Origin of the sequence: Salinicola sp. DM10 (assembly GCF_017306975.2) — a bacterium.
Classification (GTDB): domain Bacteria; phylum Pseudomonadota; class Gammaproteobacteria; order Pseudomonadales; family Halomonadaceae; genus Salinicola.
This window is the reverse complement of record NZ_JAFLEN020000002.1, coordinates 383868-408493: the sequence shown is the minus strand read 5'-3', so window position 1 is coordinate 408493 and position 24626 is coordinate 383868. Positions and strand designations below refer to the sequence as shown.

General features: G+C 65.5%; 22 protein-coding genes and 4 tRNA genes. 13 read left to right on the top strand and 13 right to left on the bottom strand.

Annotated elements, in window-relative coordinates:
• Positions 1–51 precede the first annotated feature (51 nt).
• The 4 genes from J0A90_RS10515 to serS form a co-directional block, all read right to left on the bottom strand.
• A complete protein-coding gene (locus J0A90_RS10515; protein ID WP_370635772.1) occupies positions 52–777 on the bottom strand; it encodes a 3'-5' exonuclease in 726 nt (241 codons plus the stop codon).
• Positions 774–2714, bottom strand: coding sequence for a putative nucleotidyltransferase substrate binding domain-containing protein (locus J0A90_RS10510; protein WP_051896518.1), 1941 nt, complete (start codon positions 2712–2714; stop codon positions 774–776). Before J0A90_RS10510 ends, J0A90_RS10515 begins: the two co-directional genes overlap by 4 nt.
• Positions 2715–2991: 277 nt before the next feature.
• Positions 2992–4188, bottom strand: coding sequence for a uroporphyrinogen-III C-methyltransferase (gene cobA / locus J0A90_RS10505; protein WP_370635771.1), 1197 nt, complete (start codon positions 4186–4188; stop codon positions 2992–2994).
• A gap of 324 nt (positions 4189–4512) precedes the next feature.
• Positions 4513–5790, bottom strand: a complete 1278-nt coding sequence (gene serS, locus J0A90_RS10500; RefSeq protein WP_207035353.1) for a serine--tRNA ligase — start codon at positions 5788–5790, stop codon at positions 4513–4515.
• Positions 5791–6030: 240 nt separating this feature from the next.
• Here serS and J0A90_RS10495 point away from each other — a divergent pair, with 240 nt between their 5' ends.
• Both J0A90_RS10495 and J0A90_RS10490 read left to right on the top strand, forming a co-directional pair.
• Positions 6031–9330, top strand: a complete 3300-nt coding sequence (locus tag J0A90_RS10495) for an FAD-binding and (Fe-S)-binding domain-containing protein (protein ID WP_207035355.1) — start codon at positions 6031–6033, stop codon at positions 9328–9330.
• A 146-nt stretch (positions 9331–9476) separates the two neighbouring features.
• Positions 9477–11276 (top strand): sodium:proton antiporter, encoded by a 1800-nt coding sequence (locus J0A90_RS10490; protein ID WP_081919674.1) that lies wholly within the window; start codon positions 9477–9479, stop codon positions 11274–11276.
• 159 nt (positions 11277–11435) lie between these two features.
• Here J0A90_RS10490 and trpC read toward each other — a convergent pair whose 3' ends face one another.
• The 4 genes from trpC to J0A90_RS10470 form a co-directional block, all read right to left on the bottom strand.
• Complete coding sequence (trpC, locus tag J0A90_RS10485) at positions 11436–12248, bottom strand: indole-3-glycerol phosphate synthase TrpC (RefSeq protein WP_207034805.1); 813 nt, start codon at positions 12246–12248, stop codon at positions 11436–11438.
• Positions 12249–12342: 94 nt separating this feature from the next.
• A complete protein-coding gene (trpD, locus tag J0A90_RS10480) occupies positions 12343–13362 on the bottom strand; it encodes an anthranilate phosphoribosyltransferase (RefSeq protein ID WP_207034807.1) in 1020 nt (339 codons plus the stop codon).
• On the bottom strand, positions 13349–13960 hold the full coding sequence (locus J0A90_RS10475; protein WP_207035357.1) for an aminodeoxychorismate/anthranilate synthase component II: 612 nt from the start codon (positions 13958–13960) through the stop codon (positions 13349–13351). Before J0A90_RS10475 ends, trpD begins: the two co-directional genes overlap by 14 nt.
• Positions 13961–14241: 281 nt before the next feature.
• Positions 14242–14613, bottom strand: coding sequence for a hypothetical protein (locus J0A90_RS10470; RefSeq protein ID WP_207034809.1), 372 nt, complete (start codon positions 14611–14613; stop codon positions 14242–14244).
• Positions 14614–14937: 324 nt separating this feature from the next.
• On the opposite strand from J0A90_RS10470, the gene J0A90_RS10465 reads away from it, so the two are divergent.
• Positions 14938–15171, top strand: a complete 234-nt coding sequence (locus J0A90_RS10465; RefSeq protein WP_207034811.1) for a hypothetical protein — start codon at positions 14938–14940, stop codon at positions 15169–15171.
• Between the two features lie 29 nt (positions 15172–15200).
• Here the strand turns inward: J0A90_RS10465 and J0A90_RS10460 are convergent, their stop codons facing one another.
• Positions 15201–15434, bottom strand: a complete 234-nt coding sequence (locus J0A90_RS10460) for a hypothetical protein (RefSeq protein WP_207034812.1) — start codon at positions 15432–15434, stop codon at positions 15201–15203.
• Positions 15435–15628: 194 nt separating this feature from the next.
• On the opposite strand from J0A90_RS10460, the gene J0A90_RS10455 reads away from it, so the two are divergent.
• On the top strand, positions 15629–15796 hold the full coding sequence (locus tag J0A90_RS10455; RefSeq protein ID WP_233076690.1) for a hypothetical protein: 168 nt from the start codon (positions 15629–15631) through the stop codon (positions 15794–15796).
• A 19-nt stretch (positions 15797–15815) separates the two neighbouring features.
• On the opposite strand, the gene J0A90_RS10450 is transcribed toward J0A90_RS10455, so the two are convergent.
• The gene (locus J0A90_RS10450; RefSeq protein ID WP_207034816.1) at positions 15816–16115 is read right to left on the bottom strand and encodes a DUF6482 family protein; all 300 of its coding nucleotides are present in this window, start codon (positions 16113–16115) and stop codon (positions 15816–15818) included.
• A gap of 72 nt (positions 16116–16187) precedes the next feature.
• Between J0A90_RS10450 and J0A90_RS10445 the strand changes: the two genes are divergently transcribed.
• On the top strand, positions 16188–16460 hold the full coding sequence (locus J0A90_RS10445) for a hypothetical protein (RefSeq protein ID WP_207034818.1): 273 nt from the start codon (positions 16188–16190) through the stop codon (positions 16458–16460).
• On the opposite strand, the gene J0A90_RS10440 is transcribed toward J0A90_RS10445, so the two are convergent.
• Positions 16431–16506: transfer RNA gene (locus tag J0A90_RS10440), tRNA-Ala, on the bottom strand. The genes J0A90_RS10445 and J0A90_RS10440 overlap by 30 nt on opposite strands.
• 469 nt (positions 16507–16975) lie before the next feature.
• On the opposite strand from J0A90_RS10440, the gene J0A90_RS10435 reads away from it, so the two are divergent.
• The 8 genes from J0A90_RS10435 (at position 16976) to dusA (ending at position 22404) form a co-directional block, all read left to right on the top strand.
• Positions 16976–17620: a response regulator gene (locus J0A90_RS10435; protein ID WP_207034820.1), complete on the top strand. Its 645-nt coding sequence runs from the start codon at positions 16976–16978 to the stop codon at positions 17618–17620.
• A gap of 53 nt (positions 17621–17673) precedes the next feature.
• Positions 17674–19515, top strand: a complete 1842-nt coding sequence (gene uvrC / locus J0A90_RS10430) for an excinuclease ABC subunit UvrC (RefSeq protein ID WP_207034822.1) — start codon at positions 17674–17676, stop codon at positions 19513–19515.
• 61 nt (positions 19516–19576) lie between these two features.
• Entirely contained in the window at positions 19577–20125 is a 549-nt protein-coding gene (gene pgsA, locus J0A90_RS10425) for a CDP-diacylglycerol--glycerol-3-phosphate 3-phosphatidyltransferase (RefSeq protein ID WP_106418187.1), read from the top strand.
• Between the two features lie 63 nt (positions 20126–20188).
• A tRNA-Gly gene (locus J0A90_RS10420) sits at positions 20189–20263 on the top strand.
• Between the two features lie 120 nt (positions 20264–20383).
• Positions 20384–20457: transfer RNA gene (locus J0A90_RS10415), tRNA-Cys, on the top strand.
• A gap of 58 nt (positions 20458–20515) precedes the next feature.
• A tRNA-Leu gene (locus J0A90_RS10410) sits at positions 20516–20602 on the top strand.
• Between the two features lie 248 nt (positions 20603–20850).
• Positions 20851–21150, top strand: coding sequence for a hypothetical protein (locus J0A90_RS10405; protein WP_207034824.1), 300 nt, complete (start codon positions 20851–20853; stop codon positions 21148–21150).
• Between the two features lie 240 nt (positions 21151–21390).
• Positions 21391–22404 carry a tRNA dihydrouridine(20/20a) synthase DusA gene (gene dusA, locus J0A90_RS10400; RefSeq protein WP_207034826.1) on the top strand — a complete coding sequence of 338 codons (1014 nt, stop codon included), beginning with the start codon at positions 21391–21393 and terminating at the stop codon, positions 22402–22404.
• Positions 22405–22411: 7 nt separating this feature from the next.
• On the opposite strand, the gene J0A90_RS10395 is transcribed toward dusA, so the two are convergent.
• Together J0A90_RS10395 and J0A90_RS10390 are read right to left on the bottom strand one after the other, a co-directional pair.
• Entirely contained in the window at positions 22412–23434 is a 1023-nt protein-coding gene (locus J0A90_RS10395; RefSeq protein ID WP_207034828.1) for a succinylglutamate desuccinylase/aspartoacylase family protein, read from the bottom strand.
• Between the two features lie 121 nt (positions 23435–23555).
• A complete protein-coding gene (locus J0A90_RS10390; protein ID WP_233076686.1) occupies positions 23556–24323 on the bottom strand; it encodes a CDP-alcohol phosphatidyltransferase family protein in 768 nt (255 codons plus the stop codon).
• Positions 24324–24626: the final 303 nt, after the last annotated feature.

Here is a 24626-nt window from a genome sequence, read left to right as displayed (position 1 = left end):
TCCCCACTGTCAGCACATCGCTTCATCTCCCCGCTGTCAGCACACCACACGTCAGCGCCAGAGCGCGCCGACCGGGGTTTCCCAGCTGTAGTGATAGAGAATCTGCGCCTGCAGCAGCTCCGCCGTGGCCAGCGAATCGATCAGCGCATGGTGCCCGGTATACGCCGGCAGGTTGTAGCGCTGACGGCTCTCGTGCAGGCGGATCGAGGCCACCGGTCGTCCCGCCCAGCGGCGCAGACGCGCCCACCACGACTGGCGGTGGATGCGCGCCTCCAGCGACATGGTGTCGAGCATCGGAAACAGCAGCCCCTCGCCGAGGCGTTCCCGGATCGCGGCATCGAGGAAGGTGCGCTCGAGCTGACGGTAATGAACCACCACCAGCCGCCCGTGCAGCATCTCCAGCAGCTCGTCGATGATGGCGGAGAAGTCGGGCGCGTTCTCCACTTCGGCGTGGGTGATATGGTGGAAGGTCACCGACTCGTCGCTCAGCCGCCGCCGTGGCGACAGCACCCAGTAGCGCCCTTCGGCGGGCCGGATGCGCGCCAGGGTGAACGGCACCACGCCGACACTGACGATATCGTGACGCCCGGCGTCGAGCCCGGTGGTCTCGAAGTCCATGGCCACCAGCGGCGCCTCGCCGATCGGCATCTCGGGGTCGAGTCCACCGCCGGCAAAAAAGCCTGCCAGGCGCGCATCCCTGGCCTCGGTGGCGCGCGCGGCAAGATAGCGTGGCCAGGCTTCCAACTGGCGCCGGCGCACCTTCGGCACCCGCCTCACGATGCTGTCTCGCCGCGCTCGGCACCCTGGCTCCGCGATGATCCCTTGCCGGGCAGGGTATAGCGGAAGGAGAGAAACTTCTGGGCGTGGCTGATCGCTTCGAAGGCGTCCTTGAGGTGGTGGCGCTCGCGACTGCCCACGTGCTCGGGGTCGACGCTGTTGTCCGGCTCCTGCCCGTGCTCGATCGCTTCGGCCTGATGTCGGATCCGCACCATCGACAGGAACTCGAAGGCGTAGCGCAGCCGTTCGGCGACCCCCTGCCCCACCAGCTTGGTGGCGGCGATATCGTCGAGACGGGCGAAGGTGTTCTGGGACTTGGAGCCGCAGGCCAGCGCATGTACGCGCACCAGATCGGTCAGCGGCGCGGTGCCGCGACGCTTCAAGTTGATCGACTTGCGGTGCTCGCCGTCCTGCTCCATCACGAACTGGCGGAAGAAGCCCAGTGGCGGCGTGCGGTTCTTGGCGTTGCGCGCCAGCGCGGCGAGGAACAGCTCGCTGCGCGGCGCCTGCTCGGCGATCAGGTCCTGCAGCGCCTCGACCATCGGTGCTTCGCCGTGGACCGGCGCCAGGTCGAAGAAGATCGAACTGTGCAGCAGACGCTCCGGGTTGGGCTCGCGCATCCACTTCTCGAAATAGCGCTTCCACACCGCCAGCGGCTGGCGCCAGCGCGGATTGGTGGCCATGACGTCGCCCTTGCAGTAGGCGTAGCCGCAGCCGGCGAGACCGTCACAGACGAACTTGGCCAGCGCTTCGAAATAGTCACCGTGCTGCTCGGGGTCGTAGGCGTCGTCGAGCACCAGGGCGTTGTCCTGGTCAGCGTTGATGGTCGGCTCTTCCCGCGCCATCGACCCCAGGACCATGAAGCAGTATGGCACCGGCGGCGGCCCCAGCTCGGCCTCGGCGAGCTCCAGCAGGCGCTGGGTGAAACCGCGCCCGATGGTCGCCAGGGCGCGGCTGATCATCTCCGAGTTGGCGCCGTCGGCGACCATGCGCACGAAGCCGTTGCGCACCTCGGTGGAGAGCCGGGAGAGCTGGGTCGGGGTGTTCTGGACGAAGATATTGTTGACCAGGAACAGGCTGCTGTGGGTCTCATGGCGGACGATGTCCGAGAGGTGCAGGATGCCCATGGGCTGGCGGCGGTGCAGCACCGGCAGGTGGTGCACCTGATTACGCAGCATGCACAGCATCGCCTCGTAGACCGACTCGTCGGACTGGATCACGATCGGCCGCGACGACATCACCTCGCCCACCGGAGTCTGCGGCGACTTGCCCTCGGCCAGCACGCGGGTGCAGAAATCGCGATCGGTGAGAATGCCATTGAGCTTCCAGTGGCGACCGTCGCGGCCAACGAAGGTATAGGGGGATTGCGACTCGGTGAGGTCCACCACCAGCACGCAGGTGGTGTTCTCGTCACGCATGCGCTGAGCCGCTGCCTGCAGCGTGGTGTCGGCCTCCACCATCTGCGGCTGGCGTGTGATCAGCTTGCGCACGCGGGTGGTCATGAGACCGCTGTCGTCGCGCTGCTGTTGCACCGTGACCTTGAGCCGCCCGCCGGTGTCGACGAACTCGGAGAAGTCGTCGTCCGCCTCGCAGATCTCGTCGAAGATATCCGCCGGTACGAAGTAGATCAGGGTGTCCTCGATCGCCCGTACCGGATAACGCACCCGGCGCTGATGCAGCAGATCCGAGTAGCCGAAGATATCGCCCTCGCCCAGCCGGTTGAACAGCCGCCCGCTACGCTGGTACATCTCCACCGCGCCGCTGCGGATATACCACAGCGAATCGATCGGCTGATCCTTGGAGAGCAGCTCGCTACCGGCCTGGAAGTAGCGAATCTCGATCGACCCGGCGATACGGTCGAGCAGATCGTCCGAGAGATGGTCGAAGGGCGCGAACTGTGCCAGATGGCCGCGGATGTCCAACTGCTCGATATTCATGGCGGCCTCCCGGCCCAACAGCGTCGTCTGCCTGCATTCTCGAAGCGCCGGGCGGTGGCGTCAACGCACAGTGGCCGATGTCCCGTGCCAATCGCCCGGTGGCTCAGAGGGTGTTTACAAATTCGTCGAGCGAAGGCAAGACCGGGGCGCGTAGCTAAGGCAAAATCGGTCGAAAAAGCGGAGTTTACATAGAGTAAATGAGTATTTTGACCGGGCTCGCGTACGAGGCCGATTTTAACGCCGTATTGCCGAGCGCAGGCATTTTGTAAACCCCCTCTCAGGCGCTGTCCGCGCGGGAGAGCGGTGTCTGATGCTTGCCCTCGACCCAGCCCAGGGCACCGCTGGCGGTGGGCTGGAACCAGGCGAGACGCGACGCCAGCGTGACCACGCTGCCGATCACGATCAGTGTCGGCGGGCGCGGCGGGTCGTCGGCAAGACTCGCCGGCAGAGTGTCGAGGGTGCCCAGATGCACGCGCTGGCTGGCGGTGGTGCCCTGCTCGACCAGCGCCAGCGGGGTCTGGGCGTCGAGACCGTGGGCAATGAGCTGATGGCGGATCAGATCGAGGGCGCCCAGGCCCATGTAGAACACCAGCGTCTGGTCACCGCGGGCCAGCGCCGGCCAGTCGAGATCGCAGCTGCCGTTCTTAAGGTGGCCGGTGACGAAGCGCACCGACTGGGCGTGGTCGCGGTGGGTCAACGGGATGCCGGCGTAGGCGGCGCAGCCCGAGGCCGCGGTGATGCCGGGCACCACCTCGAAGTCGATCCCGGCCTCGGCCAGCGTCTCCAGCTCCTCCCCACCGCGGCCGAAGATGAACGGGTCGCCGCCCTTGAGACGCACCACCTCGTGCCCTGCCCGCGCCCACTCGACCAGCGCCTGATTGATCCCCTCCTGGGGTACGCTGTGCCGCGAACGCGCCTTGCCCACATAGAAGCGTCGCGCCTCGGGGTTGGCCAGCGCCAGGATTTCCTGGCTGACCAGACGATCGTGGACGATCACGCTGGCGTGCTGCAGCCGCTTGAGCGCGCGCAGGGTCAGAAGCTCCGGGTCACCCGGCCCCGCCCCCACCAGAGCCACCCGACCACGGCGCCAGGGCGAGTCCGCCTCGCGCTCGGCGACCGCGTCGACATCGATGCGTGGCGGCAGCCTGGCACTGGAGAGCGCCGGCCAGCCACGCACGTGGACCAGCGCACCGGCCGCCCGTGCGGCCTCTGCTAGTTGGCGGTCCTGCTCGTGCTCCCCCGAGGCGATCAGCCACAGCTCTCCCGCCGCTGGTGCCGGCACTGCCGCCGCGTGAGACCATCCCTGCTGCGCGCACAGCGCGGCCAACGCCGGCATCGGCGCGGCGGAGTGCAGCGTCAGGCCCACGCCGCTGCCCGCCACCTGGCGGGCGAGCGCGAGCGCCTCGCTGCCGCCACCGATCAGGCGCAGCGTCAACTGGGAAGGATCTAACTGGAGCGTCAGAGAGGGCGTCACGAATCACCGTCGGGTCGAATGGAGCCGGGCCAGGATGGCCGGGGTCGGCGCGACTCCGTGTCAGCCGGCGCCGCAGCGCCTTAGAACCGGATACACCATTTGACCCCAATGCTTATAGCCAAATTCTAGGGGTGCCTTGAAGGATCCCGAAGGAACGCTTTCTTGTAGCGTTATAACCAACTTGCCATATCATCGCCGACGATCCAGGTGGCAAGCGGCGGCCGGTCACCGACCGCCGGCGCCGCCCTATCGAACCCACAGATCCATGGATCTGAAAGCCGCCCCGGACCTGCCGGGGCGAGCGATCACCGACGTTACAGCGCCTTAATCAGCGTTGATTTGTGCGATGCCGCCAAGGTACGGGCGCAGCACCTCGGGCACATCGATGCTGCCGTCGGCGTTCTGGTAGTTCTCCATTACCGCCAGCAGGCAGCGCCCCACCGCCAGCCCCGAGCCGTTGAGGGTGTGCACCAGCTGCGGTTTCTTCTGCTGCGGGTGACGGAAGCGCGCCTGCATGCGCCGGGCCTGGAAATCCTCGCAGTTGGAGACCGAGGAGATCTCGCGGTAGGTCTCCTGGCTCGGCAGCCACACCTCGAGGTCGTAGGTCTTGGTCGCCCCAAAGCCCATGTCACCGGCACACAGGGTGACCACCCGGTAGGGCAGCGCCAGCGCCTGCAGGATCGCTTCGGCGTGGCCGCGCATGGTCTCCAGCGCGTCGTAGCTGGTCTCCGGGTCGACCACCTGGACCATCTCGACCTTGTCGAACTGGTGCTGGCGAATCATGCCGCGGGTATCCCGACCATAGGCGCCGGCCTCGCTGCGGAAACAGGGGGTGTGTGCGGTGAGCTTGAGCGGCAGCTGGGCGTGATCGAGAATCTCGTCACGCACGAAGTTGGTCAGCGGCACCTCGGCGGTCGGGATCAGGTGGTAGCCGCTCTCCTCGAGGCGAAACAGATCCTCGCCGAACTTGGGCAGCTGGCCGGTGCCCATCAGCGAGTCGGCGTTGACCATGTAGGGCACATAGCACTCTTCGTAGCCGTGCTCGAGGGTCTGCTTGTCGAGCATGAACTGCGCAAGCGCCCGGTGCAGACGCGCGATCGGCCCGCGCATCACGGCAAAACGCGAGCCCGTGAGCTTGGTCGCCAGCTCGAAGTCGAGATAGCCGAAACGTGCGCCCAGGTCGACGTGATCGCGCACCTCGAAATCGAAGGCCCGCGGCGTGCCCCAGCGGTGCAGTTCGACGTTGTCGTCTTCGTCGGCGCCTTCGGGTACGCTAGCGTGCGGCAGGTTGGGTAGCCCCGCGATCAGCGCATCCCACTCGCTCTGCACCTCGGCCAGCTGGGTCTTGGCGCGGTCCAGCTCGTCGCCGAGCTGGCCGACCTCGTCGAGCAGCGGCTGGATGTCCTCGCCCGCCGCCTTGGCCTTGCCGATCGCCTTGGAGCGCACGTTACGCTCGTTCTGCAGCTGCTCGGTTGCGGTCTGCAGTTCGCGGCGCTGGGACTCGAGCGACTCGAGCGACGCGGTATCGAGCGTGAAGCCGCGCAGGGCCAGACGTTGAGCGACGAACTGCGGATCACTCCGCAACAGCTTGGGATCGAGCATGGTGGCGTTCCGTTGATTGACGTCTTCGAGGGTCAGCGCGACACGTGTGGCCCCCATGGGCACCCGCCTCGCCTGAGCGATCGTTTATTGTAAGGAAAAGCCCCGACCGGCACCATGACCCCTCGCCGCCGCGAGGCCGTGGCGCCCGGGCCATGATGCGACTCGCGCCCGCCAAGGCGCGAATCCCCGAATAGATAGCGTGTGCCGCCCGCCGGCCGCCGTGACAGCTTGATGACCATGATGATCGAACGCCTTGACCCGGCCGGCGACGCCTCGGCCCTGAACGCGCACTACCGCCGTTTCCTCGACGACCTCGAGCACGCGGGCTTCAGCGGCGAGATCGCACCGGAGCTGGCCGACCGCAGCGTGCTGGCCACCGACAACTCGATCTACCAGCGCCTGCCGCAGGCGGTGCTCTACCCCCGCGACGCCGAAGACCTCGAGCGCATCGCGCGGCTGATCGCCCGTGACGAGTACCGCAGCATCGTGCTCGCCCCCCGCGGCGGCGGCACCGGTACCAACGGCCAGTCGCTGACCGACGGCCTGGTGGTGGATCTCTCCCGCCACATGAACCGGATTCTGGAGATCGACGTCGAGCGCCGCCGCGTGCGCGTCCAGGCCGGGGTGGTCAAGGATCAGCTCAATGCCGCGCTCAAGCCTCACGGGCTGTTCTTCGCCCCGGAGCTCTCGACCTCCAACCGCGCCACCATCGGCGGCATGATCTCCACCGATGCCAGCGGTCAGGGCAGCTGCGAGTACGGCAAGACCCGCGATCACGTACTCGAGCTCGACGTCGTCCTGCATGGCGGCACCCGCCTGCACAGCCAGCCGCTGGCGGAAGAGGCACTCGCCACCGCCTGTGCCCGCGACGACGCGATCGGCCGCGTCCACCGCGAAGCCCGGGCGGTGGCCACCGAGCAGGCCGAGCTGATCGCGGCCAAGTTTCCGCCGCTGAACCGCTGCCTCACCGGCTACGACCTCGCCCATCTGATCGATGCCGAGGGGCGCTGCGACCTCAACAGCCTGCTGTGCGGCGCCGAGGGTACGCTCGCCCTGCTCAACGAGGCGACCCTCAACGTGCTGCCTTTGCCTGCACATTCGACCCTGGTCAACGTGCGCTACGCCGGCTTCATGGACGCCCTGCGCGACGCCAAGGCGCTGATGAACGTGGCGTTGCCCGATCAGCCGCAGCCGCTGCGGCCGACCTCGATCGAGACGGTCGACGACAAGGTGCTGATGCTGGCGATGGACGACTTCGTCTGGGACAGCGTGGACGAGTTCTTCCCCGGTGATACCCAGGGCACACCGATCCGCGGCATCAATCTGGTCGAGTTCAACGACGACGATCCCGACCGTCTGGCCGAGCGCGTACAGGCGTTCGTCGACCATCTCGGCGCGGACACCAGCGTCGAGCGTCTCGGCTATACCCTGGCCGAGGGCCGTGCCCGGATCGCGAGGGTCTATGCCATGCGCAAGCGCGCGGTGGGCCTGCTCGGCAACGCCAAGGGCGAGCGCCGCCCGATCCCCTTCGTCGAGGACACCGCAGTGCCGCCGGAACGACTCGCCGACTATATCGCCGAGTTCCGCGCCCTGCTCGACGCCCACGGCCTTGACTACGGCATGTTCGGTCACGTCGACGCCGGCGTGCTCCACGTGCGCCCGGCGATCGACATGAAGGACCCGGCCCAGGCGCACCTGATCCGTGAGCTTTCCGACGCCGTGGCCGAACTGACCCAGCGCTACGGCGGCCTGCTGTGGGGCGAGCACGGCAAGGGCGTGCGTTCGGAGTATTCGCCGCGCTTCTTCGGTGAGCTCTATCCGGCGCTGCAGCGAATCAAGGCCGCCTTCGATCCGTACAACCAGTTCAACCCGGGCAAGATCGCGACGCCGCTGTCTATCCGGCCCGAAGACGCCGGAAACGCAACCCCGTCTGCCAGCCGGCCCCAAGACACCAGCAACGCAACCCCGTCTGCCACCCGGCCCGAAGACGCCGGCAACGCGATTCCGATCCGCGCCGAGGCGGAAGACGCCAGCACACGCGGCCAAACCGGCGAGCGGGCGGCAATCGAGGTCGACCCCGGCCTGCTGACGGTGGATGGCGTACCCACCCGCGGCGAGCTGGACCGCCAGATCGACGAGCGCGTGTGGCAGGAGAATGCCAGCGCGGTCTACTGCAACGGTAACGGCGCCTGCTACAACTACGACCCCGCGGACGCCATGTGCCCGTCGTGGAAGGCGACCCGCGACCGCGTGCACTCGCCCAAGGGGCGCGCCAGCCTGATGCGCGAGTGGCTCAGGCGCCAGGGCAACGCTGGGGTCGACGTGGTCGAGCTCTCCCGGCGCACCCGCCAGGAAGGCACCCTGGCGTGGCTGCGCGACCAGCCCGGCAAGTTGGGGCGGGCGCTGGCCCGCCGCCGCGGCGAGGCGGACTTCTCGCATCAGGTGTATGACGCCATGGCCGGCTGCCTGGCGTGTAAATCGTGCGCCGGCCAGTGTCCGATCAAGGTCGACGTGCCCGATTTCCGCTCGCGCTTTCTGGAGAGCTACCACAGCCGCTATGCGCGGCCGCTGCGCGACTACGTGATCGGCGGTCTCGAGTTCGTGGTGCCACATTTGCCGCGGGTGGCGCCGCTCTACAATGCGCTGCTCGACAACCGCCTGATCGACCGCCTGCTGACCCGCACCCTGGGCATGGTCGACAGCCCGCGTCTCTCGCGCACCCATCTCAAGAAGGTGCTACGTGCCTGGGGCGTGGTCGAGGCCACGCCCAACAGCCTGGCCCAGTTGATGCCCGAGGAGCGTGCCCGCAGCGTGGTGCTGGTGCAGGACGCCTTCACCAGTCACTTCGAGTCGCAGCTGGTGCTCGACATTATCGAGCTGCTCACTCGGCTGGGGCTGCGTGTCTTCGTCGCCCCCTTCCAGCCCAACGGCAAGCCGCTGCACGTGCAGGGCTTCATCGGCCGCTTCCAGCGCGTGGCGGCCCGGCAGGCCGCGCGGCTCAAGACCCTGGCCGAGTTCGGTGTGCCGCTGGTGGGTATCGACCCGGCGATGACCCTGACCTATCGCCAGGAGTACGTGAAGCTGCTGGGGCCGACGGCGGTGCCCGAGGTACTGCTGCTGCAGGAGTGGCTGCTCGCCCGCGGCCCGGCGCTGCTGCCGGCGCGCTGGCAGGACCGGCAGGCCGATGACGCCGACCCTGGCTATCGACTGCTGTCGCACTGTACCGAGAAGACCAACGCCCCGGGCAGCCCCAAGGCGTGGCAGCAGCTCTTCGCCCACTTCGGGCTCGCCCTGGAAAACGTGGCCAGCGGCTGCTGCGGCATGTCCGGCACCTACGGTCACGAAGCGCGCAATCGCGCCACCTCGGAGGCGATCTATGACCTCTCCTGGCGCGAACCGGTAGAAGACACCACCGCCAGCCCGCTGCTGGCGACCGGCTACTCCTGCCGCAGCCAGGCCAGGCGTCTGTCGCAGCGCCAGCTGCTGCATCCGCTCCAGGCTCTGCTACAGGTCGCCCGCCGCCGCGACCAGACGAGCTGAGAAGCGCCACCGCGCAAGATGGCGCCACATGACCTATGCTCTGCGACCCGCAAAAGGCGTTGTCGCAGGCATTGCATCGGCGCCTCGGCGCGGCTAGTCTGCGCGCCTTTTGATCCGCCACTGGAATCGCCTCGGAGAGCCTGGCCATGGAAAACGCTGCCCTTGCCCTGACCGGCATCGGTCTGCTGGCGCTGATCTGTCAGTGGCTGGCTTGGCAGTTGCGCCTGCCCGCCATCCTGCCGCTGCTGCTCGGCGGCGTGCTCGTCGGCCCCATCACCGGTTGGCTGCAGCCGGACGCCGTGTTGGGCGATCTACTGTTCCCGCTGGTCTCGCTGGCGGTGGCGGTGATCCTGTTCGAGGGCAGCCTGACGCTCGACTTCCGCGAGCTGCGCGGCCACGGACGCACGGTCAGCCGCCTGGTCACCTGGGGCGCACTGATCACCGCGCTGATCGGGATCGCTGCGGCACACTTGGTGCTGGGGCTGTCGTGGGAGATGTCCAGCGTGCTCGGCGCGCTGCTGGTGGTCACCGGGCCCACCGTGGTACTGCCGCTGCTGCAGACCCTGCGCGCGCGCGAGCACGTCAGCCAGATCCTGCGCTGGGAGGGGATCCTGATCGACCCGATCGGCGCCATCGGCGCGGTCCTGGTCTATGAGTTCGTGGCGCTGGGCGCCTCCAACGGCGCCGCCACCCACACCTTGATCAGCTTTGCCCAGACCGCGGTGATCGGCTTCGGTCTGGGTATCGCCGGAGGCTATCTCTGGGGCAGCGTGCTGCGCCACCACTGGCTGCCGCAGCGGCTGCACAGCTTCGGCACGCTGATGGTCATGCTCACCCTGTTCACGCTATCCAACCTGCTGTTCCATGAGTCGGGGCTGCTCACGGTGACGGTGATGGGCGTATGGATGGCCAACATGCGCGGGGTACCGACCCAGCCGATTCTGGAATTCAAGGAGACGCTGTCGATCCTCTTGATCTCGGGCCTGTTCATCCTGCTCGCGGCACGCCTGAGTCTGGAACAGCTGGGCCTGCTGTCGTGGGAGGCGTGGGCCTTCCTCGCCATTCTGGTGTGGGTCGCGCGGCCGCTGACGGTGTGGCTGTGCACCCTGGGTAGCTCGCTCAACTGGCGCGAGAAGGCGCTGCTGGCCTGGCTCTCGCCGCGCGGCATCGTCGCCGCGGCGGTGGCCTCGCTGTTCGCCATCCGCCTGGAGTCACTGGAAGTGCCGGGAGCCGAACTGCTGGTGCCGGTGACCTTCCTGGTGATCATCAGCACCGTGGTGGTGCAGAGCCTCTTCTCACGCCCGCTGGCGCGTCTGCTGCGGGTCAGCGAACCGACACCGTCGGGCTTTCTGATCATCGGCGCCAATCCGGTCGCCCGCGCCTTCGGCCAGGTGCTGCAGGAGGCCGGCTTCGTGGTCCGCCTGTGCGATCACAACTGGGATGCAGTGCAGGAAGCGCGCATGGCCAACCTACCCACCTACTACGGCAATCCACTGTCGGAGCACGCCGCGCAGCATCTGGAGCTCACCGGGATCGGCCATCTGCTGCCGCTGTCGCCCTACCGCGAGCTGAACAATCTCGCCGCGCTGCACTTCGAGCACATTCTCGGGCATGGCAAGGTGTTCCGCCTGGCAGTGGAGTCCAGCCGCAGCGCCAAGCGCCATCACCAGCAGGCCCTCGCTCATCTGCCGCTGCTGTTCGACGGCAACACCAGCTTCACCCGGCTATCGAGCCTGATCGGCCAGGGTGCGGTGTTGCGCCAGGCCAAGATCAGCGAGAACTTCGACATCGAGGACTATCGGCGCATCCACCAGGATCGCCTGTTGACCCTGTTCACCCTCTCAGCCAACGGGCGTATCCGCACCGCGACCGCGGAGAAGCCGCTGATGCCCAAGGCGGGAGACACCCTGATCAGCCTGATCTTTCCGGATTCGCCAGAGTTCTAAACCAGAGTTCTGACCAGAGCACTGAGCAGCGTTCCGAGACGTCGCGAACACCGACCCTGAACGACGAACATCACCTCAAAACGACGAACACCGCCTCGAGGGCGGTGTTCGTCGTTCAGGGCAAGCGTTACCTGCCAGGAGGGTGCTCGCGCGGCGGGCTCAGAAGAACAGACGGCGCAGCGCGCTGCCCGGTTCGGCTTCACGCATGAACGCCTCGCCGACCAGGAAGGCGTTGACATCGTGCTCGCGCATGCGTTCGACGTCGTCGCGGGTATGAATCCCCGACTCGGTGACCACGGTCACACCCGACGGTATGCGTTTGAGCAGGTCGAAGGTGGTATCCAGCGAGGTGGCGAAGGTGTGCAGGTCGCGGTTGTTGATCCCCACCAGCGGCAGATCGAGCGTCAGCGCCCGCTCCAGCTCGAACACATCGTGGACCTCGACCAGCACGTCCATCCCCAGCTCCCGCGCCTGGCGATAGAGATCCTTGAGCTGGACGTCATCCAGCGCCGCCACGATCAGCAGGATGCAGTCGGCACCGATGCCACGCGCTTCGGCAATCTGGTAGCCATCGATGATGAAGTCCTTGCGGATCACCGGCAGCGCGCAGGCTTCGCGCGCGGCGATCAGGTGGGACTCATCGCCCTGGAAGTAGTCGGCATCGGTCAGCACCGACAGGCAGCTGGCACCGGCGGCGGCGTAGTCAGCGGCGATTTCGGCGGGGCGGAAATCCTCGCGGATCACGCCCTTGGAGGGCGATGCCTTCTTGATCTCGGCGATCACCGCCGGGTCTCCCCCCTCGATGCAGCGCCTGAGCGCGGCGACGAAGCCCCGCGGCGCACTCTGCGCCTGGGCGCGCTGCAGCCACGCCTGCTCGCTGGTACGCGGGCGGCGCTCGCTGATCTCCTCGCGCTTGCGCGCCAGAATCTTGGCCAGAATGGTCGGCAACGCCTTGTCCTGTGATTCACTCATGCGCGGAGCTCTCGGTGTCGGGGTGAAAGGATATCGAGGTAAATGGATGTCGAGGTAAATGGATGTCGGGGTAGAACGTGCCGTCCAGCCAGAATCAGTCAGCGAAGACCCGGGTAAAGTCGGCCAGCTCCTTGAGCTTCTCCAGCGGCAGCTTGGAGGCCTGGGCATCCTGCGCCATCAGCACCCCCTCCTGCAGCGAATCCGAGACGCCCGAGGCGTAAAGCGCGGCGCCGGCATTCAACGCCACGATATCACCGGCCGCGCCCTTGCCGACCAGCGCCTCCTTGACCAGCTTGAGGCTATCCTCGGCGGTCACCACCTTCAATGGCGCCAGCGCCTGGCGTTCGATACCCAGCGACTCGGGGGTCAGCGTGTACTCGCGAATCTCGCCGTCACGCAGCTCCGCTACCCGGGTCGGTGCCGCCAGCGAGATCTCGTCGAGACCATCTTCGGCGTGCACCACCAGCACATGGCGGCTGCCGAGCTTGCGCAGCGACTCCGCCACCAACGGCACCAGATGCGGCGCATAGACGCCGAGCAGTTGGTTGGGCGCGCCGGCGGGGTTGGTCAGCGGCCCCAGGATATTGAACACCGTGCGCACGCCCATCTCGCGGCGCGGGCCGATGGCATGGCGCATCGCCTGGTGGTGGCGCGGCGCGAACATGAAGCCGACCCCGACCTGTTCGATACAGCGCGCGATCGTGGCGGCATCCAGATCGAGGTAGATGCCGGCAACGTCGAACAGGTCGGCGCTGCCAGCCGACGACGAGACACCGCGATTACCATGCTTGGCCACGTGCCCGCCAGCGGCAGCGACGACGAAGCTCGATGCCGTGGAGACATTGAACAGGTTGGCGCCATCGCCCCCGGTACCGACGATATCGACCACGTTGTCACACTCGAGCGCCACCGGCTGCATCAGCTCACGCATGACCTGCGCCGCCGCGGTGATCTCCTCGGCGGTCTCGCCCTTCATCGCCAGGGCGATCAGGAACCCCGCGATCTGGGCATCGGTGGCCTCGCCGGTCATGATCGTCTGCATGATCGCGTGGGTGTCGTCGTAGCTCAGATTCTCGTGGCGCAGCAGCGCACCGATCGCCTCACGCATTTGCATGTGTCTCTCCCAGCGGTTGCGACGCGGTTTGGCGCTTGAGGAAATTGTCCAGCAGCTCATGGCCCTGGCGCGAGAGGATCGACTCGGGGTGGAACTGCACGCCCTCGATATCCAGGGTACGGTGTCGAAGCCCCATGATCAGCCCCGGCGTGACGTCGCTCTCGTCGGTGTAAGCAGTTACTTCCAGGCACTCGGGCAGGGTCGCCGCGTCCACCACCAGAGAGTGGTAGCGCGTCACTTCCAGCGGGTCCTCGAGGCCGGCGAACACGCCCTGGCCGGCGTGGCGAATACGTGACGTCTTGCCATGCATCACCTGTGGCGCACGAATCACCTGACCGCCATAGACCTGACCGATCGCCTGATGGCCCAGGCAGACGCCGAGAATCGGGATACGCCCGGCGAAGTGACGAATGGCAGCCATCGAGATCCCCGCCTCGTTGGGCGTGCAAGGGCCGGGCGAAACCACCAGATGCGAGGGCGCATGCCGCTCCAGCCCCGCGAGATCGATCTCGTCGTTGCGCAAGGTGACGACATCGGCGCCCAACTCGCCAAGATACTGGACGATATTGAAAGTGAAGCTGTCGTAGTTGTCGATCATGAGGACTGGCACGGCGGTAAGCTCCTGATATTCATACGTGATCGCGTCATGGCTGTGGTTTTTCGTCCTACCGGAGCCGGGTTTGGCCCGGTTCTCTGCCAGCCTCACGGAGCCATCTCTCAGACGAAAAAATGCCGCCCCGTGGGGCGGCATCTTTTACAGACGTCAGCGGGCCGCCCTCGAATTAAAGGCGCCACCACCACTGGATCGGTCTGTAGCTCGGTATCGTCATCATGGCGCCAGTCTGCGTTTGACGGCGAGAGCTGTCAAGCGGGCTGCGCTCAAACATCGAGCAGGGACTCGTCGACATCCCCGACCTCGGCATCGAATAGCGTCTCGATATCGGGAAAGATCACCTCGACAGCGCTCTGCTCCGCCCTTAGCGGTCCCATATGCACACGCAGAAATTGCCACAGCACCAGCCCATACTCCTGCAGATAAACGCCGGCGCGGGGCTGTTCCGGAATCGCCAGCCCCTGCTGCAGGCGCGCGGCCAGGTGCGGCACGATCGCATCGGCGAGCCGGGCGGCAGCGTCGAGGTCGCTCTCACCCAGCGCGCTCAGCCCCGGTAGCGCCGGCGTGAAGGCTTCCCACAGCGCATCACCGGCCCGAGGGCGAATCGCGACATCGAAGATACGCTCGTTCATCGGCATCTGTTTTCTCGTCTAGCACTCGCCATCGTTGGCCCTATCCGCTTCTCTCGGTGTCGCTCGTTTCGCCTCGTAGAGAATGCCCCGTACCTTTCTATGGCAGGAGCATTGTGACTACGGGCCAAGCCACCAAAGGATCGAATAGTCCGACCTGCCAGGGCCATTTATAGTCATGAGCGTATAGCCATGAACACCTCGCCAAGAGGGCGACAGGCTCATCAAACTTAGTGTAGGGTCGGCGGATTCATGGAAGATACCTCGGCATCGCAAGTCATATGTTGGTCACGAACGATCGCGTGGACAGTGCCAACGATCGTGGAGAACTAAATGAAACTGACCGACCGGGGAAAGCAAACACCCCTGATGAAAAGACGCGAGCAGCGGGTGCTGCGCGCCGATAGCCTGAACGCCCTGTCGCGCCAGTCGGGTATTCCCGTGAGCACTCTCAAGACGCGCATCAGAACATTGATGGCGCGGGGCATTACCCGCGAGCGGGCGATAGAGATCGCGCTTAGCCGCCCTCTCGGGCCCCAGGGAAGACCCCGCGCCAATGGCCGCTGAGGTGCGGCCGCACTTACTACGAGCCGGATTCACTGCTCGGGCTTGCCTTGATCGTCGTGGCGACGAGAGAGCTCGCGCTCTATCGTCTCGTCGATGGCGTGGCTGACATAAGCCTCTTCACGCTCCAGTAGCTCCTGCGCGGTAGGCGAGTGCACGTCACGCTTGGCGTCGCATTCCGGGCACCGCTCGACGCCCTCGGTATCTGCCGGCGCCTCGGTTTGATCGTGTCCACAGCGCGGGCACTGGGTAGTCTCTGCACACATGATCCACTCCTTCTTCTCGGTGACATCGTGTCAAGTTTAGCGGCTGCGTGTCACAACTGCGTAACCCTCGCCGACTACCGATGGTCGGGGTATCTCAATGCCCAGGTTATCGACTAGGCTCTACTGAGGCGGCACCAACGACTAGGTCAGGAGCCCCGCCGAACTGCACGGAGTAGCGCGCGATGACACGTTTTGTGGCTAGACCCCTTACCCCCTCCAACGACGGCGACGCTGCGGAGTGGATCGTGGTAGACACGGCGCCCACTCAGAAAGGCGATGGCGCCCCAGGCATCATCAGTCACCACGCAGGGCAGGAAGCGGCACGCAAGCTGGCGGAAAAGCTCAACCAGCGCCAGCACTGACACCCCACTCGGGCCCGCGTCAGTTCGCATCCAGGCGCGTCTTGTGTGACGTCGCGTAGACCTGCGAGCCGACGATCGTACTCCCAGGCGGCTGCGTCACCAGAAAGAGTGGCACCTCGACGCCGCCTAGCCGCGGCAAGTACTGCCGCGCATGTCCTAGCGAACTCAGCCGCACCGGTTGCCCATCTTCCCCTTCGAGCACCTCGGCACGCTCCCCCATGACTACCCGGTACGAAAACGTCTGCGGCTCGAGCGACTCCACCTGCAGCTCGGTTACATGACCTTCGCCAAGAAGTTGTACAAATTCCGCGTATCGCATGCCGCCTCCCTGGCAAGATGCTCGCTAGACCGCCGAAAAAACCTGCATAAAAGCTATACATGGATTTAATATTTGTACAACCAAGTCACCATTGCCATGCGACCTTGGTCGCTGACCAAGCGCATCCTCGATCGCTGGCCGAACTCATCGTCAGGGCGGACCGCAAACCACCCCAGCAAAGGCGCTAACGCGATCAAGATCATCGTACCGGCACGCGAACTGCTCTCACTCCGACATTCGCAGGCAGAAAAGCTCTCGGACATGAAAAAAGCCGCCGACGCAAAGTGCGCCAGGCGGCTTTTTCAAAATAAAGATTGGTGGAGCCTAGCGGGATCGAACCGCTGACCTCAACACTGCCAGTGTTGCGCTCTCCCAGCTGAGCTAAGGCCCCGTACCGTGTTCGCCAAGGAACGCGGCGTAATTTACGGATAACTGCCAAGGCTGTCAACGACTTTTGTCGATTCCGTAAAAAGCCATCTACCTTGCCTGGTCTCCACCTCTCCAAGGCGGAACGAGGAGCCAAGGCGGAACGAGGAGCAGACCACGACTCTACTTTCTTCCTATTCTTCTGTTTCTTTCATCCGCCGACAGTTGTCAGTGGCCTGCTGGCTCTGTGCGGCTTGCAGCGGAGAGACTCCGCCTTCATCTCCGTGCCAGCGCCCACCGGCATGCCCCATGCGGGTTTGCCGGCAGCAATATTCTTGTCAACTCCGCGAATCGTCTCTGTTAACATGCCGGCGCAATAGGCGTGTGGCGTGATCGACCGGAGTTCGTCGACGCTCCCGCCATGCGTATATACCGGCAGCACCCAGGCGGTCGCTGAGCCGGCCGATAGATGAGGGCAAAGGGCAGGAGTCGTCTTGATCAAGGTATTACTAGCCGATGATCACCATCTGGTTCGCACTAGTATCGCTCGCGTACTGGACGAGGAGCCCGACATCGAGATCATTGCCGAGGTCGATAGCGGCGAAGCGGCGCTGAGCGCCTGCCGCAACCAGCGCCCCGACCTGGCACTGATGGACATTCGCATGCCCGGTATGGGTGGGCTCGAAGCGATTCTCAAACTCCTGCGCGAACAGCCCCAGATAAGCATCGTGGTGCTGACCGGTCAGGTCGAGGAGACCACGGCACAACGACTGATCGATGCCGGCGTGGCCGGTTTCATCAGCAAGGGCACGCCGCTCGACCAGATGATCGAAGCCGTCAAGCTAGTCGCCGCGGGCGAGCGTTTCATCAGCCCCGATATCGCTCAGCGGGTGGTGCTGGCCCGCCGCGAGGGCGAAGGCAACCCGTTCGACCAGCTCTCTGACCGTGAACTGCAGATCGCACTGATGATCATCAACTGCCGGCGCGTCAGCCTGATCTCGCAGCAGCTCGGGCTCAGCTCCAAGACGGTCAACACCTACCGCTACCGCATCTTCGACAAGCTCAAGGTTCAGTCCGATGTCGAACTCACCCACCTGGGCCTCAAGCACGGCCTGGTCGACGGCTTCGACACGCATTGATGCGCTGCAACCCTGGTCTCAGCGCGCCGGCGGGTTTTTGATATACTCATCGCATGAGCGATAGCCCTAGCGATTCCCCGGCATCCTTCGATGCCAAGCACTTTCTCAAATCCGTCTCCGAGTCGCCCGGCGTGTACCGCATGCTCGATGCCCAGGCCAATGTGCTCTACGTCGGCAAGGCGAAGCGTCTCAAGGCGCGTCTGGCCAGCTACTTCCGCGGTGCGCTGAACACCAAGACCCAGGCGCTGGTGGCACGCATCCAGGACGTTCAGGTGACCATCACCCGCAGCGAGACGGAAGCGCTGCTGCTCGAGCAGACGCTGATCAAGGAGCTGCGTCCGCCCTACAACATTCTGCTGCGCGACGACAAATCCTACCCCTACGTCTTCGTTACCGACCGCCACCCGTACCCGGCGCTGGAGTTCAAGCGCGCGCGCCAGAAGCGTGCCGACGGGCGCTATCTGGGCCCCTACCCCAGCGCCACCGCGGTGCGCGAAAGCCTGTCGCTGATGCAAAAGATCTTCCGCATCCGCAACTGCGAGGACAGTGTCTTTGCCCATCGCCAGCGCCCCTGCCTGCAGTATCAGATCAAGCGCTGCAGCGCGCCCTGCGTCGACTTCATCGGCCAGGCGGATTATCAGCGTGACATCGAACACGCCGTGATGTGTCTCGAAGGTCGCAGCGAACAGGTCACCGGGCAGTTGACCGAGGCCATGGAACAGGCAAGCCGAGCACTGGACTTCGAGGAGGCCGCGCGCCTGCGCGATCAGATCCAGCAGTTGCGACGGCTGCAGGAGAAACAGTTCGTCGACAATGCCGAGGGCGATGCCGATGTCTTCGCTCTCGCCCAGCAACCCGGCGGGCTCTGCATCAGCGTGCTGGCGATCCGTCAGGGCCGCATGCTCGGCGCGCGTCACCACCAGCCCCAGAACGGTCTCGACCTGGGCACCGAAGAGCTCATCAGCGAGTTCGTCAGCCAGTTCTACCTGGGGCAGTCGAAAGAGATTCCGCAGGAGGTCATCACCTCCCATCCGCTGGCCGACAGTGAGCTGGTGCAGAGCGCGCTGAGCGAGCGCGCCGGACGCCGCGTGCGCGTTACCGCCCAGGTCCGCGGCCATCGCGCCCAGTGGCAGCGCCTGGCACTGACCAACGCCGAGCAGCACCTGGCGACACAGCTGGCCAACCGCAGCCAGCTCAGCCGACGCTTCGAATCCCTGCGCGAGGCGCTCTCGCTGGAGAGTCCGCCGGCCCGGCTGGAGTGCTTCGACATCAGTCACAGCCATGGCGAAGCGACGGTCGCCTCCTGCGTGGTGTTCGACGGCGATGGCCCGGTCAAGTCGGACTATCGCCGCTTCAATATCGAGGGGGTGGCCGCGGGCGACGACTACGCCGCCATGCGCCAGGCGCTCACCCGACGTTTCAAGCGGCTGCAGAAAGGCGAAGGCAAGCTGCCGGACATCCTGATCGTCGACGGCGGCAAGGGGCAGCTCAACATGGCGCGGGAAGTGATCGCCGAGCTCGACGTCATCGGCGTGACCCTGATCGGGGTGGCCAAAGGCACCACTCGCAAGGCCGGGCTGGAGACGCTGTTCATCGAGACCGTCGACCGCACCCTCGATCTCGACACCAGCTCGCCGGCGCTGCACCTGATCCAGCATATTCGGGACGAAGCCCACCGTTTCGCCATCACCGGGCACCGCCAACGCCGAGACAAGCAGCGCCGCACTTCGTCGCTGCAGGACATCCCTGGTGTCGGCCCCAAACGCCGCCGCGAGCTGCTACGCTTCTTCGGCGGTCTGCAGGGGGTGCGCAAGGCCACCCGCGACGACCTGGCCCGCGTGCCGGGAATCAATGAACAGATGGCGACGACCATTCACCAGGCGCTACATGGATGAGCGTTGCCGAGCGGCGTAAAATGCCCCCACCTTCACCTCAAGCAAGGATGCTAGCGGCTCGATGAACATCCCCAACATGCTCACTCTGGCAAGAATCGTGTTCATACCGCTGCTGGTGGTGCTGTTCTACCTGCCCTATAGCTGGAGCTTGCCGGTGACCGCCGGCCTGTTCGGGCTGGCGGCGATCACCGATTGGCTGGATGGCTACCTGGCCCGGCGCTGGGACCAGAGCACACCCTTCGGCGCCTTCCTCGATCCGGTCGCCGACAAGGTGATGGTCGGGGTCGCCCTGGCCCTGTTGATCGAGCGCTACGAAGTGTTCTGGCTGACGCTGCCGGCACTGGTCATCATCGGTCGCGAGATCGTCATCTCGGCGCTGCGCGAATGGATGGCCGAGATCGGCCAGCGCAAGCGCGTGGCGGTCTCATGGATCGGCAAGTCCAAGACCACGCTACAGATGATCGCGCTGGTACTGCTGCTCGGCTTCCCACCCGGAACCCAGATCGCCGCCCTCGGCGTAGTGCTGCTCTACGCCGCCGCCGTGCTCACGCTGTGGTCGATGATGCAGTATCTGCGTGCGGCCTGGCCCGAGCTGACACGCTCGATGTGAACAAAAAATGCCATAAGCGTTTGACAGTTACGGACTTATCCTTATAATACGTCGGCGAGTTGAGCGGGAATAGCTCAGTGGTAGAGCATCGCCTTGCCAAGGCGAGGGTCGGGAGTTCGAATCTCCTTTCCCGCTCCATAACTCGCAGAGTTGTCAGCAGGATCGAGGGTCGTGAGCCGGAACGCCGGTCCGATCGATCTCCTTTCCCGCTGCATGACTCGATCTTTCGGAACATTCACATCGCTTCCGAATCTGTAAGGCTGGATGGCAGAGTGGTTATGCAGCGGACTGCAACTCCGTGTACGCCGGTTCGATTCCGACTCCAGCCTCCACTTCCCGAGCTTCAGACCCCATCGGTTTGTTGACCTGCTGGTTCTCCCTACGTCGTCGGCCCGGATGGCGAAATTGGTAGACGCAAGGGACTTAAAATCCCTCGGTGGCAACACCGTGCCGGTTCGAGCCCGGCTCCGGGCACCATCTCCCAGCCTGCCTCTCATCCCGAAGTCACGATACGTTGCCCTGCCCAGTCCCGCCATGGTTGCAGGACGCACGCTCTACCCCCCTTGTGAATGACCTCGCCCTAGGCGCTCTCACCCAAGCCTCTCTCACCCAGGCGCTGGCACCGCGAACGTGAACCTTTGTGAACTTAGGTCACAAAGGGCAATACTCGCGATATAATCCGAGGTATACTTAGCGGACCACCCAAGGACGCGGGGGAGTACCACATGAACAAAGAACACTACCTGACCGAACTCGAGGCGCTCCAGGCCATGATCGCCGAAGAGCGTCTGGCGCATCAGCGCACCAAGCGGGTACTGGAGACACGCCTGTCCGCCTCCAACGCCCTGCTCGGTGAAGCGCTCGATAGACAAGACACTGCCGAAGCCCGCCTGTCGGCGCTGGCAGCAGAAAACCGTATGCTCAAGCGTCGGCTCGAACTCGAGCATACGCTGGAGGCGATCATGCCCTGGGCGACCCAGCGCCAGCAAGCAAGCAGCAGCTCGATGCCGCTCTTCTTCTGCTGAAGACCTGTCGCCACACCAGCGCACCAGATGGACCGTCAGCCGGCCCGCCATAGGGCCAGTTCGAGCTGATTCCCCGGCGATCGGCATTGACGGACCATCGCAGGCAGGCGCTCATAAGGTCACGAGCTGGGAACCCCACCTGTTCTTCCGTACAATGCGCGCCACTCCCATCGGGCGGGGCCGAGGTGCCCAGCCGAAATCGGGCCCACCAGCCCAACCACTCTGATTCACCCAGCCGATATGCCGACTCAAAGCCCAGCAGACCAAGCTCGCCGTTTTTCCGTGGCGCCCATGATGGATTGGACCACGCGCGACTACCGCGCTTTCGCGCGCTGCCTGACCCGGCGCACGCTGCTCTATACCGAGATGGTCACCACCGGAGCGCTGCTCCACGGCTCGCCGCGCGAGCGCTTCCTGGGCTACAGCGAGTGCGAGCACCCGCTGGCGCTACAGCTCGGCGGCAGCGATCCGGGCGAGCTGGCGGCATGCGCCGAGATCGCCCAGGACTGGGGCTATGACGAGGTCAATCTGAATGTCGGCTGCCCCAGTGACCGGGTGCAGAACAATCTGATCGGCGCCTGCCTGATGGGTCATCCCGAGAAGGTGGCGCGCGCCGTTGCCGCCATGCGCGCGGCGGTCTCGATTCCGGTGACGGTGAAGTGCCGTATCGGTATCGACGATCAGGACGAGGACGCCGATCTCGAGCGCTTCGTCGAGCAGATCGCGGCGGCGGGCTGCGAGACCTTCGTGATCCACGCCCGCAAGGCCTGGCTGCAGGGTCTCTCACCCAAGGAGAACCGCGATGTGCCGCCGCTCAACTACTCCCGGGTCTATCGTCTCAAGGCGCAGCATCCCGAGCTGCATATCGGCATCAATGGCGGTATCAAGAGCCTGGAGAGCTGCCAGGCCCACCTCGACGCGGGGGCCGACAGCGTGATGATCGGCCGCGAGGCGTACCAGAATCCGTGGCTGCTGGCGGCGGTCGATCAGGCGCTCTATCAGCGTCCTGGGCCGGCTCCCAGCCGCCATGCGGCAGCGCGCGCCTTCCGCCCTTATATCGTCGAACGCCTGGCCGAGGGGGCGCGGCTCAATCATGTCACGCGTCATCTGCTGGGGCTGTTCCAGGGCTGCCCCGGCGGGCGGCGCTTCCGCCGTCATCTCTCCGAGCACGCCCATCGCGACGGCGCCGGCATTGCGGTCTACGACGACGCCCTGGGCCTGGTCGACGAACAGCGCCTGGCCGCGAGCGCCTGAGTCGCGCTCAGGCGCCGGGGGTGTCGAAGCGTGACTGGAAGCTCTCCACCGCGCTCTCGACTTCGTCGATCTCCTCATAGCGCGCCACGTGGAAGAGCGCCTCGCCCTCGTTGGCCAGCGGCAGATTGCTCATCCCGATGACGATACCGTCGGCGCTCGCCACCACCTGCGCTTCGTCGTTGCCGAAAGGATCGGCGACCACCCCGAGCACTTCCCCCTTGGCGACCCGCGCGCCCAGCCGTGCCCGCGGGCGCAGAATGCCGTCGATCGGCGCGCGCGCCCAGCTCGAACCGTTGGCGACCTCGGCCGCCGGCGGCGTGCGCCGCCGCCCCTCGGCCGGCAGCATGCCGATCAGCCGCATCACCCGCCGGATGCCGCGCACCCCGGGAGCGATCGCCCACTCCTCAAAGCGCAGCGCCTCCCCCGCTTCGTAGGTCAGCACCGGCACGCCGCGGTTCTGGGCATACTCACGCAGGCTACCCTCGCGCAGCTCGGCATTGAGAATCACCGGCACACCGAAGGCCTCGGCCATGGCCTGGGTCTCGGCATTGCGACGTAGCTGCGAGCGGATCTGCGGCAGATTGGTGCGGTGGATCGCCCCGGTGTGCAGATCGATGATATGCGTGGCGCGATCGACCACCTCCTCACGCAGCAGCGCAGCGATCCGCGAGCCCAGGGAGCCGCTCTCACTGCCCGGAAAGCAGCGGTTGAGGTCGCGGCGGTCGGGCAGATAGCGCGACTGCTGCACGAAGCCGAAGACATTGACCACGGGGACCGCGATCAGCGTACCGCGCAGACGCGACAGCGCCGGTAGCTTGAGCAGCCGGCGCACGATCTCGACGCCGTTGAGTTCATCGCCGTGGATCGCCCCACACACCAGCAGGGTCGGCCCGGGCTGGCGGCCGTGGACGATCTCCACCGGAATGTGCAGCGGCGCGTGGGTGTAGAGTTTGGCCACCGGCAGATCCACCTGTCGCCGGGTGCCGGGTTCGATGCGCTCGCCACCGAGCGAGAAAGCTTCCTGCACCATGTGAAACCTTAGCTAGTTGAGCCTTGCGGGGCCGGTATCGGTTGCAGGGCCGATCCTATAGCGAGTCGCGGGCCAAGGCGAGCCCGATGCCGGCGGAGATGGGGGCTGGATGGGCCGGGAGTCAGAAGACGCTGTCGCTCAATGGTGCTCTCCGCCGCCGCCACAGCCACACCAGATCACGCCCGAAGGAGAGCGCCAGCAGCGCCGCCGCCAGTGCGGTCAACGCCACTGCCCAGGCGGGTGTCACCAGCGGCAGCAGACACACCAGCAGCGTTGCCACCTGCCACACGCAGACCGTCTTGCGCAGATAGCTGACCGGCAGTTCGCGGTGCAGCCAGGGCCAGTAGAGCCCGGCACCGACGAAGGCATAACGCGCCAGACCGATCACCAGCACCCAGCTTCCGACCTTGTCCAGCGCCACCAGCGCCGCACACAGCACGACAATGAAAAAGGCGTCGAGCTCCATGTCGAAGCGCGCGCCGAAGCGGGTCGCCGAGTGCGTATGACGCGCCACCCAGCCGTCGATACCGTCGAGCAGTAACGCCAGAAGCGCCAGTGCGGCGATACCCTCGGCGTGGCGCTGAATGAAGGCGGGATAGGCGATCAGCCCGGCGACCAGCGCGATGAAGACCGCGCGCAGCAGCGTGATGCGATTGGCCCAGCCGATACCCTGGCGCGCCGCCGGCCAGGCCCACAGTACCGCCGTGGCAATGGCGACATAGACCCCGCCGGCGGTGAGGCGCAACCCGCCCGGCGCGGAAAAGGCCCAGTGCACCCACTCCACCAGCAGCGCCACCAGCGCCAATCCGGCGCCCAAATCCACCCACCCCCACCAGCCCTGTCGTCTTTTGGGCGGCAGCGCGCTCATCCGTACCGGTCCATCCGCCATGGTGATTCTCCTTCTTCTTTCCCAGCTTCCCTGTCACTGTCTATCCATACGTCGGCCGTACAAGTCTGGATGCATGCATGCCAACCCGCCACCAATCTGTACAAACAGGCACCGAGTCTCGCTACGGTGCGGATGAGAAGCGTCTGAACCAGTGGCGTCGCGCCGCACAAGTCGATGCAAAAACAATTTCGTGTATAGCTATTGTATAAATGACAAACCGCCACGCTCTGCCATACTCAGCTCATCGGCCCGGCCCACGCAGGCGAGCCTCGGCCTCTGGCCAGCATTAGAAATTATTGAACA

Coding starts and splice junctions, on each gene's coding strand:
- J0A90_RS10510 (WP_051896518.1), bottom strand. CDS start 2,714: ATGAATATCGAGCAGTTGGACATCCGCGGCCATCTGGCACAGTTCGCG.
- serS (WP_207035353.1), bottom strand. CDS start 5,790: ATGCTCGATCCCAAGCTGTTGCGGAGTGATCCGCAGTTCGTCGCTCAA.
- J0A90_RS10495 (WP_207035355.1), top strand. CDS start 6,031: ATGATCGAACGCCTTGACCCGGCCGGCGACGCCTCGGCCCTGAACGCG.
- J0A90_RS10490 (WP_081919674.1), top strand. CDS start 9,477: ATGGAAAACGCTGCCCTTGCCCTGACCGGCATCGGTCTGCTGGCGCTG.
- trpC (WP_207034805.1), bottom strand. CDS start 12,248: ATGAGTGAATCACAGGACAAGGCGTTGCCGACCATTCTGGCCAAGATT.
- trpD (WP_207034807.1), bottom strand. CDS start 13,362: ATGCAAATGCGTGAGGCGATCGGTGCGCTGCTGCGCCACGAGAATCTG.
- J0A90_RS10475 (WP_207035357.1), bottom strand. CDS start 13,960: ATGATCGACAACTACGACAGCTTCACTTTCAATATCGTCCAGTATCTT.
- J0A90_RS10470 (WP_207034809.1), bottom strand. CDS start 14,613: ATGCCGATGAACGAGCGTATCTTCGATGTCGCGATTCGCCCTCGGGCC.
- J0A90_RS10465 (WP_207034811.1), top strand. CDS start 14,938: ATGAAACTGACCGACCGGGGAAAGCAAACACCCCTGATGAAAAGACGC.
- J0A90_RS10460 (WP_207034812.1), bottom strand. CDS start 15,434: ATGTGTGCAGAGACTACCCAGTGCCCGCGCTGTGGACACGATCAAACC.
- J0A90_RS10450 (WP_207034816.1), bottom strand. CDS start 16,115: ATGCGATACGCGGAATTTGTACAACTTCTTGGCGAAGGTCATGTAACC.
- uvrC (WP_207034822.1), top strand. CDS start 17,674: ATGAGCGATAGCCCTAGCGATTCCCCGGCATCCTTCGATGCCAAGCAC.
- pgsA (WP_106418187.1), top strand. CDS start 19,577: ATGAACATCCCCAACATGCTCACTCTGGCAAGAATCGTGTTCATACCG.
- J0A90_RS10405 (WP_207034824.1), top strand. CDS start 20,851: ATGAACAAAGAACACTACCTGACCGAACTCGAGGCGCTCCAGGCCATG.
- dusA (WP_207034826.1), top strand. CDS start 21,391: ATGCCGACTCAAAGCCCAGCAGACCAAGCTCGCCGTTTTTCCGTGGCG.
- J0A90_RS10395 (WP_207034828.1), bottom strand. CDS start 23,434: ATGGTGCAGGAAGCTTTCTCGCTCGGTGGCGAGCGCATCGAACCCGGC.
- J0A90_RS10390 (WP_233076686.1), bottom strand. CDS start 24,323: ATGGCGGATGGACCGGTACGGATGAGCGCGCTGCCGCCCAAAAGACGA.